At 60.3% G+C, this 13,962-nt stretch carries 12 protein-coding genes; 7 read left to right on the forward strand and 5 right to left on the reverse strand.

Features of this window, described 5'->3' with window-relative positions:
• Positions 1 to 234 precede the first annotated feature (234 nt).
• Positions 235 to 597, reverse strand: a complete 363-nt coding sequence (locus ACIQVE_RS23885; protein WP_402813020.1) for a cupin domain-containing protein — start codon at positions 595 to 597, stop codon at positions 235 to 237.
• A gap of 237 nt (positions 598 to 834) precedes the next feature.
• Here ACIQVE_RS23885 and ACIQVE_RS23890 point away from each other — a divergent pair, with 237 nt between their 5' ends.
• Together ACIQVE_RS23890 and ACIQVE_RS23895 are read left to right on the forward strand one after the other, a co-directional pair.
• A complete protein-coding gene (locus ACIQVE_RS23890) occupies positions 835 to 2,328 on the forward strand; it encodes an aldehyde dehydrogenase (protein WP_402813023.1) in 1,494 nt (497 codons plus the stop codon).
• Positions 2,329 to 2,588: 260 nt separating this feature from the next.
• On the forward strand, positions 2,589 to 3,734 hold the full coding sequence (locus tag ACIQVE_RS23895) for an MFS transporter (RefSeq protein ID WP_402813026.1): 1,146 nt from the start codon (positions 2,589 to 2,591) through the stop codon (positions 3,732 to 3,734).
• 63 nt (positions 3,735 to 3,797) lie between these two features.
• Here the strand turns inward: ACIQVE_RS23895 and ACIQVE_RS23900 are convergent, their stop codons facing one another.
• Entirely contained in the window at positions 3,798 to 5,366 is a 1,569-nt protein-coding gene (locus tag ACIQVE_RS23900; RefSeq protein ID WP_402813029.1) for a phospholipase D family protein, read from the reverse strand.
• Between the two features lie 279 nt (positions 5,367 to 5,645).
• On the opposite strand from ACIQVE_RS23900, the gene ACIQVE_RS23905 reads away from it, so the two are divergent.
• The 3 genes from ACIQVE_RS23905 (at position 5,646) to ACIQVE_RS23915 (ending at position 9,579) form a co-directional block, all read left to right on the forward strand.
• Entirely contained in the window at positions 5,646 to 6,296 is a 651-nt protein-coding gene (locus tag ACIQVE_RS23905) for a DUF1120 domain-containing protein (RefSeq protein WP_402813032.1), read from the forward strand.
• Positions 6,297 to 6,433: 137 nt separating this feature from the next.
• Positions 6,434 to 7,141 (forward strand): fimbria/pilus chaperone family protein, encoded by a 708-nt coding sequence (locus ACIQVE_RS23910; RefSeq protein ID WP_402813035.1) that lies wholly within the window; start codon positions 6,434 to 6,436, stop codon positions 7,139 to 7,141.
• 65 nt (positions 7,142 to 7,206) lie between these two features.
• The gene (locus tag ACIQVE_RS23915) at positions 7,207 to 9,579 is read left to right on the forward strand and encodes a fimbria/pilus outer membrane usher protein (RefSeq protein WP_402813038.1); all 2,373 of its coding nucleotides are present in this window, start codon (positions 7,207 to 7,209) and stop codon (positions 9,577 to 9,579) included.
• Here ACIQVE_RS23915 and ACIQVE_RS23920 read toward each other — a convergent pair.
• On the reverse strand, positions 9,562 to 10,980 hold the full coding sequence (locus ACIQVE_RS23920; RefSeq protein WP_402813041.1) for a PLP-dependent aminotransferase family protein: 1,419 nt from the start codon (positions 10,978 to 10,980) through the stop codon (positions 9,562 to 9,564). The two genes, ACIQVE_RS23915 and ACIQVE_RS23920, sit on opposite strands and share 18 nt — an antisense overlap.
• Before the next feature lie 179 nt (positions 10,981 to 11,159).
• Between ACIQVE_RS23920 and ACIQVE_RS23925 the strand changes: the two genes are divergently transcribed.
• Entirely contained in the window at positions 11,160 to 11,405 is a 246-nt protein-coding gene (locus ACIQVE_RS23925) for a DUF1127 domain-containing protein (protein ID WP_402813044.1), read from the forward strand.
• Positions 11,406 to 11,534: 129 nt separating this feature from the next.
• Here ACIQVE_RS23925 and ACIQVE_RS23930 read toward each other — a convergent pair whose 3' ends face one another.
• Positions 11,535 to 12,845, reverse strand: a complete 1,311-nt coding sequence (locus tag ACIQVE_RS23930; protein ID WP_402813047.1) for an NAD(P)/FAD-dependent oxidoreductase — start codon at positions 12,843 to 12,845, stop codon at positions 11,535 to 11,537.
• Positions 12,846 to 12,991: 146 nt separating this feature from the next.
• Between ACIQVE_RS23930 and ACIQVE_RS23935 the strand changes: the two genes are divergently transcribed.
• A complete protein-coding gene (locus ACIQVE_RS23935; RefSeq protein ID WP_402813098.1) occupies positions 12,992 to 13,345 on the forward strand; it encodes a YkgJ family cysteine cluster protein in 354 nt (117 codons plus the stop codon).
• 118 nt (positions 13,346 to 13,463) lie between these two features.
• Here the strand turns inward: ACIQVE_RS23935 and ACIQVE_RS23940 are convergent, their stop codons facing one another.
• Positions 13,464 to 13,952: an Lrp/AsnC ligand binding domain-containing protein gene (locus ACIQVE_RS23940; RefSeq protein WP_003177284.1), complete on the reverse strand. Its 489-nt coding sequence runs from the start codon at positions 13,950 to 13,952 to the stop codon at positions 13,464 to 13,466.
• Positions 13,953 to 13,962 lie beyond the last annotated feature (10 nt).

Consider the following 13,962-nt stretch of genomic DNA (forward strand, 5'->3'; position numbering starts at 1 on the left):
GCGACCGCACCTGTCCTTAAAATACAAAACGCCCGACGCGGTGCATCGGGCGTTGGGGTGAAAAAGGTGTAAACCTATTTCAGGACTAGACACTTCAGGAATTGCATCGCGTGTCCCGGCCCCATCGCTGGCAAGCCCCACGCAGTAATTGTTGGTGTTCACAAGATTGATGTTCATCACAAGACCTGTGGGAGCTGGCTTGCCAGCGATGGGGCCAGATCAGTCAGCGAAACCTCAAGCCTTCTGCTCGAAGATCACATAGATCTTGCGGCAAGCCTCCAGCACTTCCCAAGTCCCGCGAAACCCTGCCGGAATCACAAAGCGATCACCCACGCGCAACGTCTTGGCATTGCCGTCGCTGTCACGCAGCACCGAAACACCCTGAAGGATTTCGCAGTATTCATGCTCGGTGTAGTTGACCGTCCACTGACCCACTGCACCTTCCCACACGCCGGCACCCATCTGCCCGCAAGGGCTTTCGTATTGATGGAACACTGCTTGCTCGGGATCGCCCTTGAGTACTTTGGCCGGGTCCGGGCGATAGCGTTCGGCTTCGCTGGTGGTCAGGCTGATGTCGACGACGTTCTGGATGTTCATTGTTGTTATCCCCCGTGAATGCGGCGCGATGGCTGGAAAGGGCCAAAGTCTATGTTGATTAAAATCAACACCGCAAGGCCGTATAGCCACCTTATGTCAAATATATTGAAACAAACCCGGCCGCTGGTTTAGGGTGGCGGGTGCCTTGGGCCGAAATGCAGGCTGGCCAGGCAGAATTCCTGAGGACGTCGGCGAAGATCGCGCGGCGCTCGTATTCAACAAGAGGAGGACACCTTAATGACCACCCTGACTCGTGCCGATTGGGAACAACGCGCCCGCGACCTGAAGATCGAAGGCCGCGCCTACCTCAATGGCGAATACACCGATGCCGTCTCCGGCGAGACCTTCGAGTGCATCAGCCCGGTCGATGGCCGTCTGCTGGGCAAAATTGCCAGCTGTGACGCCGCCGACGCCCAGCGCGCCGTGGAAAACGCTCGCGCTACCTTCAATTCCGGCGTGTGGTCGCGCCTGGCACCGACCAAGCGCAAAGCCACCATGATCCGTTTCGCCGGCCTGCTCAAACAGCATGCCGAAGAACTGGCCCTGCTCGAAACCCTCGACATGGGCAAGCCGATCAGCGATTCGCTGTACATCGACGTTCCGGGCGCGGCGCAAGCGCTGAGCTGGAGCGGTGAGGCGATCGACAAGATCTACGACGAAGTCGCAGCCACTCCGCACGATCAACTGGGTCTGGTGACTCGCGAGCCAGTAGGCGTGGTCGGCGCTATTGTGCCGTGGAACTTCCCGCTGATGATGGCCTGCTGGAAACTCGGTCCGGCGCTGTCGACCGGCAACTCGGTGATCCTCAAGCCGTCGGAAAAATCGCCGCTGACTGCCATCCGTATCGCAGCGCTGGCTGTTGAGGCCGGCATTCCGAAAGGCGTGCTCAACGTGCTGCCGGGCTACGGCCACACCGTTGGCAAGGCGCTGGCCCTGCACAACGATGTGGATACGCTGGTGTTCACCGGTTCGACCAAAATCGCCAAGCAATTGATGATTTATTCCGGCGAATCGAACATGAAACGCGTGTGGCTGGAAGCGGGGGGCAAGAGCCCGAACATCGTCTTTGCCGATGCTCCGGATCTGCAGGCAGCCGCCGATTCCGCCGCCAGCGCCATTGCCTTCAACCAGGGCGAAGTCTGCACCGCCGGTTCGCGTCTGCTTGTCGAGCGTTCGATCAAGGACAAATTCCTGCCGATGGTGATCGATGCGCTGAAAGCCTGGAAGCCGGGCAACCCGCTGGATCCGGCAACCAACGTCGGCGCGCTGGTCGATACCCAGCAAATGAACACCGTGCTGTCCTACATCGAGTCCGGTCATACCGATGGCGCCAAACTGGTGGCTGGCGGTAAGCGCATCCTTCAGGAAACCGGTGGTACTTACGTCGAGCCGACGATTTTCGACGGCGTGAGCAACGCGATGAAGATCGCTCAGGAAGAGATCTTCGGCCCGGTGCTGTCGGTCATCGCTTTCGACACCGCTGAAGAAGCCATCCAGATTGCCAACGACACGCCTTATGGCCTGGCTGCTGCGGTGTGGACGCAGGACATCTCCAAAGCTCACCTGACCGCTAAAGCGCTGCGCGCCGGTAGCGTGTGGGTCAACCAATACGATGGCGGCGACATGACCGCACCGTTCGGCGGCTTCAAGCAGTCGGGCAACGGCCGCGACAAGTCGCTGCATGCGTTTGATAAGTACACCGAGCTGAAGGCGACGTGGATCAAGTTGTAATGCGGTAAGGGAGCCCGCTAACTCGGGCTCCCGGATGAGACAGAGATCCCCTGTGGGAGTGAGTCTCTGTGGTGAGGGGATTTATCCCCGTTCGGCTGCGAAGCAGTCGCAAAACCATTGCACGCGGTGTACCTAGTACATCGTGGTTGCAGGTTTTGGGGCTGCTGCGCGACTCAACGGGGATAAATCCCCTCGCCACAGGGGCTCGCTCCCACATTGGTTTTGTGGTGCACATAAGAATATCCACAGGAGCGTGGAACATGCGGTGGGCGACGTATTTCGCCGTGTTGGCGTCTGTCTTGAGTGTCGGCCTGGCCCTGGGGGTCAGCATGCCGTTGGTGTCGTTGCGCCTGGAAGGTTGGGGTTACGGCGCCTTCGCCATCGGCGTAATGGCGGCGATGCCGGCCATTGGCGTGTTGTTGGGCGCGAAAATCTCCAGTCATCTGGCGGCGCGTTTCGGCACGGCGAACCTGATGCGTCTGTGCCTGTGGGCCGGGGCGCTGTCCATTGGCCTATTGGCATTGTTACCGAGTTATCCGATCTGGTTGGTGCTGCGCCTGATGATCGGCGTGATCCTGACCATCGTGTTTATCCTCGGTGAGAGCTGGATCAATCAGTTGGTTGTCGAGAACTGGCGCGGGCGATTGGTGGCGCTGTACGGCAGCACTTATGCGTTGAGCCAACTGTCTGGCCCCTTGCTGCTGGGCGCGCTCGGCACTGAAGATGATTACGGCTTTTGGGTCGGTGTCGCGCTACTGATCGTCTCGCCCTTGCTGTTGCTGGGTCGCAGCGGTGCGCCGAGCAGTGACGCAAGCAGCGTGACTTTCCGCGACCTGTGGGGCTTTGCCCGCGAGCTACCGGCAATTGCCTGGGCGGTGTCGTTGTTTGCCGCGTTCGAGGCGATGATTCTGACGTTGCTGCCGGTGTATTGCCTGCAACAGGGTTTTACCACCGAAATCGCCCTGGCCATGGTTAGCACCGTGGTGGTCGGGGATGCGCTGCTGCAATTGCCGATTGGCGCGTTGGCCGATTACCTGTCGCGGCGCACGTTGTTCGCCGGGTGCGCGGTGGTGTTGATGCTCTCGAGCCTGGCGATTCCGATGCTGATCGACACCTTGCTGATCTGGCCGCTGTGGGTGTTATTTGGTGCCAGTGCCGGTGGCTTGTTCACCTTGTCGCTGATCCTCATCGGTGAGCGTTATCGCGACGATGCGCTGGTGCGAGCCAATGCGCATATCGCGCAGCTTTGGGGCGTTGGCTGTCTGATCGGGCCGTTGGCGGCGGGGGCGGGAAGTCAGTGGGTCAGCGGTCATGCGTTGCCGTGGTTGATGGCGGCTGGGGCGTTCGGGCTGGTGATTCTGCTCATGCGTCAGGGGGCATTTGGCACAGTGGCCGAGCCTGCCTGAACGTGTGTAATTACCCGTGGCAAGGGAGCTTGCTCCCTTGCCACGAATTGGTTTTTAACTCGACTACAGCATCCGTTCCAAGCCGACCGTGGTACTGAACCACGCATTGAACTGTCGCCACCAGCTCCCCGGTTCCTTTGTCAGTGTGTGCATCTGGTCGTTGTCCTCGGTCACCCAGACGATATTTCCATCCTGCAATTTCGCTTCGTAGCTGAGCGCCGGCGCCATGCCTTGCAGTGCCAGTTCGCGGACGTGTTCAGCCAGTTCGGGACTGTCGACCAACACCCCGACCTCGGTGTTCCACAGCACCGAACGAGGGTCGAAATTGAACGAGCCGATAAACGATTTCCGCCGGTCGAAGATGATCGCCTTGCTGTGCAGGCTGGAGTCCGAGCCGCGAAACGACTTGCTGTAAAACACGTGCGGGCCGCTGCCGCCACCGTCTCCGGGCTGGCGTCGCAGTTCGAACAGTTTCACTCCATGCTCCAGCAGTGCCTTACGATAAGGCGCATAACCGCCATGCACGGCTGGCACATCCGTGGCCTCCAGCGAGTTGGTCAGCATGCTCACCGAAACTCCGGCATCGGCACGCCCGGTCAGATACACCAGCCCCGGCTGGCCCGGCACGAAGTAGGCCGAGATCAAGATCAGCTCTTTGCTGACATCCGTAAGCTCTGGCGCCAGTTGCGTGGTCAGCAGCAATTGCGGGTCCGGCTCGCCTTTGGCCAACACCTTGCTCGGCGCATCCCACAGCGCCTGGTTCCAGGCCCAGATCAGCTCTTTGCGCCAGATGTCCAGGCGCGGGTCGGTTTTGAACTTCATCAACTGTTGATACAGCGCGTGATTCTGCCTGCGGCTTTCTTCCAGCGATTCCTCCAGGCGCGTACGGGTGTTCTGCAGGTCCGTGGCCGTCGGTTTGCTGGAAAGAAATTCTTCGATCGGTTTGCTCAGCGCGCTGTTCCAGTACTGATCGAAACTGTGTCCGAGCTGCTCGGCCACCGGCCCCACGCTGAGCATGTCGATGTCGGTGAAGTTCAGATTCGGCTCGGCATCGAAATACTCGTCGCCCAGATTGCGTCCGCCGACAATGGCCACGCTGTTATCTGCCAGCCACAGTTTGTTGTGCATCCGCCGATGTTGCAGCGACAGGTTGAACAGTCGCCCGGCCGCGCGGGTGATGCCGGTGCTGCGTCCCAAGTGCAGCGGATTGAACAGCCGTATGTGGATCTGCGGGTGCGCGGCCAGTGTCGCGATGATCTGGTCGAGACCGTCGCTGGTGGTGTCGTCGAGCAGAACTCGTACGCGCACGCCACGGTCGGCAGCTTTCAACAGTTCTTCCACCAGCATCCGTGTGCTGACGCCGTCATGCACGATGTAGTACTGCAAGTCGAGGCTGCTTTGCGCATTGCGGATCAGTTCGGCACGGGCGGTGAATGCCTCGGTGCTATTGGATAGCAGACGAAAACCGGACTGCCCTCCATGCGGCGCCGCCTGAGCCTGAATCGACCGGCCGAAAGCAGAGTCGGACGCTGACAGCGCCTGGCTCGGCTCGCGCGGTACATTCAGGCTCGCGCAACTGCTGAGCAGGAGCACGAGAAGTACAGGGAAAAGTAGGACCGTTCTGGATCTCAAGGCGGATCACTCGTGGCGGGTCGAAGGTCGAAGTATGGCACGGGCGTAGGACATTCTTCGGTTGGATTAAATTCACTCTGGACTTTGAATCAGCATCTGTCGAAGCGCGCTGAAATGGACTACGAAGTGCGTCGAAAACGCCATACCTACCAGGTGCCTGGAACCTACAGAAAAGCCTTTCTGAACCGGGAATGATGTGCGGGCATAACGGCCGCTCAGGACTGCGCAACGTCCTGACACGACCTGTTTATGTACCCAACCATCAACAGGTAAATAACGATGAAAAAATTCTATACAGCCAGTGCCCTGCTATTGGCACTGTCACCCTTTGCCGCTCAGGCCGGCAACGTCGACCTGACGGTCTCCGGTACGGTGATTCCGACTTCTTGCATTCCGGCATTTGCCGGTGGCAGCAACGTCAATCTGGGGCGTATTTTTTCCGCCAGTTTGAGTGCAACTGAGCAAAACTATCTGCCCCCTCGAGACGTCACTCTCAAGGTTGCGTGCGATGCACCGGCGGCGGTTGAAATCTCGGTGACCGACAACCGTGCCGCGACCAAAGTGTCAGGCTTGACGTTCAATGGCCGGACCTCTGACGCGCTCTATTACGGTCTAGGCAACACGCAGGGTGTAGGCATCGGTGGTTTTGCTCTGTTGACCGGCCAGCCACTGGCCGATGGCACACCACAAGCGTTCCTGGTGCGTACCCCGCAAAACCGGGCATGGCGTCTACCTGTCAGCGGCCTGGTGTCCAATGCACCCGTCTCTTACTCGTGGGGGCCAAGTGCTGCCGCGGGTCCTGCTGCTGCTCGGCTGCACATGTTCCCGATGCAAGTCGCGGCAGCAATTCGCCCGACCGCTGCTCTGCCGCCGACCACCGATCAGTTCCAGCTAGATGGTTCGGTGACGTTCGACGTGTTCTACCTCTGAGTTGAACACCTGACGAACCCATGCGGATCGCGTGATGCGCCTCGCAGGGGCTGAATAGCGTTAGCGCGCGTTTTTTCGCATCAAGGTATCGACCGAAATCGCCTGGCGGATTCGGCCGATGCCCGCTGGAGAATTTCATGCATCCCCTTTTTTCTTTCCAGGTGCCTGCCGCCTTCGTAGCCGTGTGCCTGTCATTTATGAGCGTCAGTAGCCATGCCGCTGGCATGGTTCCGGAAACGCCGGTTGTGGTGGTCGATCAAGCGTCGGGGGAAGCGACCCTGAATGTCCGCAACTCCGACGACCAGCCGGCATTGCTCTACAGCACCATCGAGCATATTCCCGAGGATACGGAGCCGCTGCTATTGCTCAATCCGCCGGTGGCGCGGGTGGAGCCAGGCAAAAGTCAGCAAGTGCGGTTCATTTTGCGGGATGTCGAACCGCTGAAAACCGAGCGACTGCAACGCGTGGTATTCGAAGGGATCAGCCCACGGCAAGAGGGAAACGGCGCTCAGGTGTATCTGACCGTGCGTCAGAACATCCCGGTGATTGTCCGGCCAGCCGATCTGGCTATCGACCGTACGCCCTGGAAGCGCTTGGTCTGGAGCGTTGCCGGCCAGCAAGTTCGCGTGAGTAACCCGAGTCCGTATGTGGTCAGGCTGTCCAAAGCGGTGAACCTGATTCCCGGTGGCGTCACGCTCGATCTGCAACGCACTTACATTCTGCCGGGCGAAGTGCTGATGCTCGACACACCGTCGACATTGGCCAGTCACGTACGGTTATTTCCGGCGACAACTTACGGTTTTGCCGTCGACAGCTTCGACGCGCCGTTGATCGTTCAAAAATGAAACGCAGCGCGCAGATCCAGCGTGTGTTTTGCGCTGTCCCCTGGTGGCTGGCGCCGGTCCTCTTGATGCCTTCAGCCGCCTCGGCCCAGACGTATACCGAGTTCGACCCAGCGGTACTGGAGGCACGCGGTATCGACCCTGCCACCGCCCGGTTTTTCGGCGTTGAACCCCGTTTCACGGCCGGACGCAGTCGAGTGGCGCTTGAGGTCAACGGCAGGGCTTTGGGTTCGATTTTGGCGACGTTTAATGGCGACGGGCATTTGTGTCTCGATATCCGGTTACTGGATCAGGCGTCCATTGCAGTGCCTTCCGGCCTGCCTGACAACGCCGAGAATGGTAGCTGTGCTCACGTCGAGGATCATCTCCCCGACGTGCAAGTACGGCTTGATCCCGGTTCGCAAAGGGTGATGCTGCTGGTGCCGACTGGTTTGCTGCTTGAACCCAAGTCTGCTGCGCGCGCCTGGCAGTCGGGCGGCAGGGCCGGGTTGTTCAACTACGACGCGCTGGTGGTGAGCGACTCCAGTCTTGGCCATTCGACCCAATATCTGAACCTTGGCACCGAGTTGGGTTTCAACGCTGCCGATTGGGTGGTGCGCAGTCGGCAGAACTACACCTCATTTGCGGATACCGAGCGTTTCGATGTCCTCTATACCCAGGCTTCTCGCACATGGGAGGCGTATGCGGCGCAGGTGCAAGTCGGGCAGCTCAACTTGCGTTCATCGTTGTTCGCGGGCGAGCCGTTCACGGGTATTCAAATCTTGCCGGACTCGGCCTTGGCCGGGGCCGTGCCAGAAGATGCCGGCAGCGGCTCGGTCGTGGAAGGTCATGCACCTTCGCCCGCGCGGATCGAAGTCCGGCAGAGCGGCGTGGTGGTCTATTCCACCGTAGTACCGGGCGGGCCGTTTGCACTGCGCAATTTGCCACTGTTGAGTCGCCATCTGGATCTGGAAGTTACGGTTGTGGCCGAAAGTGGTGAGCGCCACGTATTTCTCGTTCCGGCAGCCTCTTTGAGAGCCCCGACCCTGCCGGCGAAACCCGGATATGGGCTCGCGGCAGGAAAGGTCCGGCGAATGCGCAATGATGACCGCGAAGCGCCGACCTTCGTGGCGGCCAACAAAGACTGGTTGTTGGGCTCGGCGACTGGCTTCAGCGCCGGGATCATGGGTGCCGGCGACTATCGTTCCGCAGGGTGGGAATTAACGCAGGCTGTGGGCATGGGGGCGGTGGTCAGCGTGCAGCAGCTTAATTCCGTGACCGTGAATTCGGGTCAGGGCCGGAGGACGCAAGCGGCGCTCGGGATGCCTTTGGGCTACGGCCTGTCAGCCAGTCTCAATATGAGCCGGCGCAGTGGGGGTTTTCGTACCTTGGCGCAGGTGGGACGGGAAGAGTTGGACCAGCAAGCCGAGCGACAATGGGGCGCTGGAATCAATCATTCGAGTCGTGACTGGGGCGCCTTTTCCGGTTTCTGGTCGACGTATGCGGGGCAGGGCAGCACGCAACATTCGCGGATGGGGGCGACATGGTCGCAAACTTTTTCCAGGGCCAACTTATCGCTCAGTGTTCAGCGCGAAAGCAGCAGCTCCGCCATGGGGGGGCGAGGTGACAGCGTCTACCTGACCGTTAGTCTTCCGCTGGGAAGCAAACGCAGACTGAGCACATTCGCCCGCCACGATGAGCACCGGGGCTCGCGCACAGGCGTGCGTTACGCCGAACAATTGAGCGACACGATGGATTACAGCATGGGCATGGAGCGTACACAGAACGGGCAAACCGACTTCAATGCCCGGCTCAGTGCATTGCCGCGTTACACCAGCGTCGACCTTGGCTACTCGCGTAACAGCGTCGGCTCGAGCCGTTATGACGCCGGGCTGCGCGGTGGTCTGGTGCTGCACGAAGCGGGCGTGACGCTATCGCCTTATCCGGTGCGCGAGACCTTTGCGCTGGTCAAGGCAGGTGATGATGCCGGTATCCAGCTGAGCACGCCGCAAGGTCCGGTCTGGACCGATGGCGCGGGGCGGGCAGTGGCTTCCAGTTTGTCGGCGTGGCGCACCAATCGAGTCGAAATCGACACCCGCAGCCTGCCGCGCAATGTGGATGTACTCAATGGTTATCAGGAAGTCGAAGCCGGACGTGGCGCCGTGCCGCGCCTGGACTTTCCCGTAGACACCGTGCGCCGTCTGATGCTGCAGGTGCGTACGCCTGACGGTTTACCCGTCCGTAAAGGTGCATCGGTGCAGGATGCCCAGGGCAACTACCTGACCAATGTGGTGGATGCCGGGCTGGTGTACCTGATCGATGCGCCAGTCCTGGTGCGGTTGCGGATCGACTCCGGCAGCGGTCAAGCCTGCCAGGTCGAGGTCGATGCGCCGGGTAGTCGCGACCCCGATAAGCTGTATGCAACGGTCGACGCTGTCTGCCAATCAGCCGAGGGCCAGTAGCCGGATCGCCGCCGCGCCAACTTTGCGCACCGCCTCTTCAATTTGCGGCGTTGGTTTGGCCGCGTAGTTCATCCGCAGGCAATTGCGGTACTTGCCCGAGGCGGAAAAGATGCTGCCAACGGCAATCTGTACGCCCTCATCGAGTAGCGCACGATTCAGTTTCAGCGTGTCGAAACCTTCCGGCAGTTCGACCCACAACATGAAACTGCCCTGCGGGCGGCTGGCGCGAGTGCCCGCGGGGAAATAGCGCGTCACCCAGTCGATCATCATGTCGCGATTGCGTTGGTATTGAGTGCGCATCCGCCGCAAATGCGGTTCGAAGTGGCCGGATTTGAGAAATTCGGCAATGGCGATTTGCGGTTGCGGCGCGGTCGATCCAGTACTGATGTATTTCATGTGCAGCACCCGTTCCAGGTATCGGCCCGGCGCGACCCAGCCAATGCGCAGCCCCGGTGCCAACGTTTTGGAAAACGAACTGCAAAGCAACACGCGGCCGTCTTCATCGAAGGATTTGATCGTGCGTGGGCGCGGATAGGTGTAGGCCAGTTCGCCATACACATCGTCCTCGATGATCGCCACGTCGAAGCGCTGTGCCAGGTTGAGCAGGGCGCGTTTGCGCGACTCCGGCATGATGTAGCCGAGCGGGTTGTTGCAGTTGGGGGTGAGCTGGATGACCTTGATCGGCCACTGCTCCAGCGCCAGTTCCAACGCTTCGAGACTGATACCAGTGAGCGGGTCGGTGGGGATTTCCAGGGCTTTCATGCCAAGCCCTTTGAGCGTCTGCATGGCGCCGTGGAAGCTTGGCGAATCCACCGCGACGATGTCGCCGGGCTCGCAGATCGCACGGATGCTGGTGGACAGCGCTTCGTGGCAACCGGTGGTGACGACGAGGTCGCTGGCGCTCAACTGGCAGCCGGAATCAAGCATCAGCCGGGCGATCTGTTCGCGCAGTTCAAGCGTGCCGTGAATGTTGTCGTAATACAGGCCGGGCATGTCCTGGCGCCGGCTGATCCGTGCCAGTCCGCGCAGCAGCGGCTTCATGGTCGGTGAGCTGATGTCGGGCATGCCGCGACCAAGTTGCACCACGTCCTTGCGCGGCACCGCGCGAATCAGCTCCAGCACCTGATCCCACTGAGAGATCTCCACCGGGCGTTGCGCCGGTCGGCCGATGGCGGGCAGCTCCGGCAGATCGCGCCCGACCGGCACGAAGTAGCCGGATTTGGGTTTCGGCGTGGCCAGCCCACCGTCTTCAAGCATGCGATAAGCCTGCTGCACCGTGCTGAGGCTGACGCCATGTTCTACGCTCAAGGCGCGCACCGACGGCAGCCGATCGCCAGGACGATAGAAGCCTTGTTCGATGCGTGTGCCGAGCAGTTCGGCAAGGTTCACATAAAGCGTCATGGCACTGCCTCGATGCAGGTGATTCGAAAAACCAGTACAGATGCGGCGTAAATCGACAATTCAGTGGCAGATACAGCAAATCTGTATGGAAGTAATACAGACAGGTTGAATCTGTAATGCTTTTGCCGACCCGCGCATCATGGAATCTCTGGCTACCCAAGTAAACAGGAGCGACAAAAATGAACGGCTTGAGCGATGTGCGGCTGACGTTACACAGTCAGGAACTGGAGGCAGGGCAGGAGGACAGTGCGTGGAATGCGGCCATGCGCAACGCGCCGTCCGGCCTGAGTCGCTGGGGTCTGTTGTGGCATCGTCTGCACACGCGCAAGGCGTTGCTGGGCATGACAACCGATCAGCTCAAGGATGTCGGGCTGTCGCGTGAGCAAGCGCTGGAGGAGGGGTTGAAGCCGTTCTGGCGGATCTGAAATCAGCAGTGATCTTTAGATTCGCGAGCAAGCTCGCTCCCACATTCGACCGTATTTGGCATACAGACCTCGGTCAACTGTGGGAGCGAGCTTGCTCGCGAAGACGTCGTCAGGGACGCTGAAAGTCCATCAGACCAACTCTTTAAGGCGATGCCACAACATCCCCAACGCTAACAGCGGCGAGCGCAAATGCTTGCCGCCGGGGAAGGTGATGTGTGGCACCTTGGCGAACAGATCAAACCCGCCGCTGTGCTGCCCGCTGATCGCTTCGGCCAGCAACTTGCCCGCCAGGTGCGTGGCATTCACGCCATGCCCGGAATACGCCTGGGCGTAATACACATTCGGTTGATCCGCGAGCCGACCGATCTGCGGCAGACGGTTGGCGCCGATGCCGATCATCCCGCCCCACTGATAATCGATTTTCACCCCGGCCAATTGCGGAAACACTTCAAGCATCTTCGGCTGCATGTACGCGCCGATGTCCTTTGGATCGCGTCCCGAATAATGGCAGGCACCCCCGAACAACAAGCGGCGATCCGCTGAGAGCCGGTAGTAATCCAGCGCCACTCGCTGGTCGCAAACCGCCATGTTCTGCGGCAGCAATTGCTGAGCCAGTTGTTCGCTCAACGGCTCGGTGGCGATGATGTAGCTGCCGGCGGGCAGCACTTTGCCGCTGAGCTGCGGATTGAGGTTGTTCAGATAGGCGTTGCAGCCCAGCACCAGGGTTTTCGCGCGCACTGAACCTTGGGCGGTATGCACGCGCACTTGCGGGCCGTAATCAATGCGCGTGACGGCCGACTGCTCGAACAGTCTGACGCCCAGTTGCTGCGCGGCTGCGGCTTCGCCCAGCGCCAGATTCAGCGGGTGCAGATGGCCGGAACCCATGTCGATCAAACCGCCGATGTAGCGTTTGGAACCGACCACGTTGCCCATCTCACTGGCTTGCAGCAGACGGGTTTCGTGGCGATAACCGAGGCTGCGCAACTCCTCGGCATCTTCGGCAAAGCCTTCGAGGTCCGACGGCTTGTTGGCGAGGTCGCAGTAGCCCCAGGTCAAGTCGCAGGCAATCTGAAAACGCTCGACGCGCTGACGGACAATTTCCACCGCCTCCAGCCCCATCAGTTTCATCTGCCGCACGCCGTCGGTACCGATCACGTTGGCGAACTGATCAAGCCCATGGCCAACCCCGCGAATCAGCTGCCCGCCATTGCGACCGCTGGCGCCCCAACCGATCTTGTGCGCTTCCAGCAATACGACGCTGAGGCCGCGTTCGGCCAGTTCCAGCGCGGTATTCAGCCCTGAGAAACCACCGCCGACCACGCACACGTCCGCAATTACCTCACCCTGGAGCAGCGGATGGTCCGGTTGCGGCAGACTGCTGGCGGCGTAGTAAGAGGCAGCGTGAGGTTGGCTCGCGGTGGTTTGGGCGCGGGCAGTCATGGGCGTCATCCTGAGCGGGGTGTCGAGAAAATTTGACGGAGCATAAGCCGCAGGCGCGAGGCCGGGCAACACTGGTCGGGCGTTGCTGTCTGGATCACGGCTTTTGCGGCACAATTGCCGCCTATTCCACGTTGGTCACCGTTTCGATGAGCTGCAACAGCGAGAAAATCCGCGCCCTGCGTCAGCAGATCCCCTCGTTCGACTGCGTGCCGGGCTGCCACGACTGCTGCGGGCCGGTGACCACCTCGCCCGAAGAGATGGCGCGCCTGCCGCGCAAGACCCGCGCCGAGCAGGATGCGGCGATGGAAGAGCTGAACTGCGTGCACCTGGGGCCGAATGGCTGCACGGTGTATGGCGAACGGCCGCTGATTTGCCGGTTGTTTGGTACGACGAAGACGTTGCCGTGCCCGAATGGGCGGGGGCCGTTGGAGTTGATTCATCCGCGCGTTGAAAAGCAGATTTTCGAGTACATGGCGGAGAATCGGCAGGTGTTGGTTTAGCGGGTTCACTCTGAACCGAGTTGACGCCATCGCGAGCAAGCTCGCTCCCACATTTGGAATGTATTCCCCTGTGGGAGCGAGCTTGCTCGCGAAGAGGCCGGATCTGGCAACACAAACATCAATCCGGAATCGGCAGGCTCAAGCTCTCCTTCACCTCTTCCATAACGATATAGCTCTTCGACTCGCGCACATGCGGCAGTTTGAGCAGGATGTCGCCCAGCAACTTGCGGTACGAAGCCATCTCGGAAATCCGCGCCTTCACCAGATAGTCGAAATCCCCTGACACCAAGTGACACTCCAGTACGTGGGGCAACTTCAGCACCGCGCGTCGGAACTCTTCGAAAGTGTCGCCGGATTTGTAGTCGAGGCTGATCTCGACGAACACCAGCAGACTACCCTTCAGGTGCTGTGGATTGAGGCGGGCGTTGTAGCCCATGATGATCCCTTCGCGCTCCAGTCGCCGCACCCGCTCGGTGCATGGCGTGGTGGAGAGGCCGACCTTTTCCCCTAGTTCGGTAAAGGAAATCCGCCCGTCAGCCTGCAGGATCCGCAAGATGTTGCGGTCGATCTTGTCCAGCTCACGTTTGGTCTGAGTGTTGGTACGCATAGGGGATGCG

This window comes from Pseudomonas sp. NPDC098747 (assembly GCF_044760045.1).
Taxonomy (GTDB): Bacteria; Pseudomonadota; Gammaproteobacteria; order Pseudomonadales; family Pseudomonadaceae; genus Aquipseudomonas.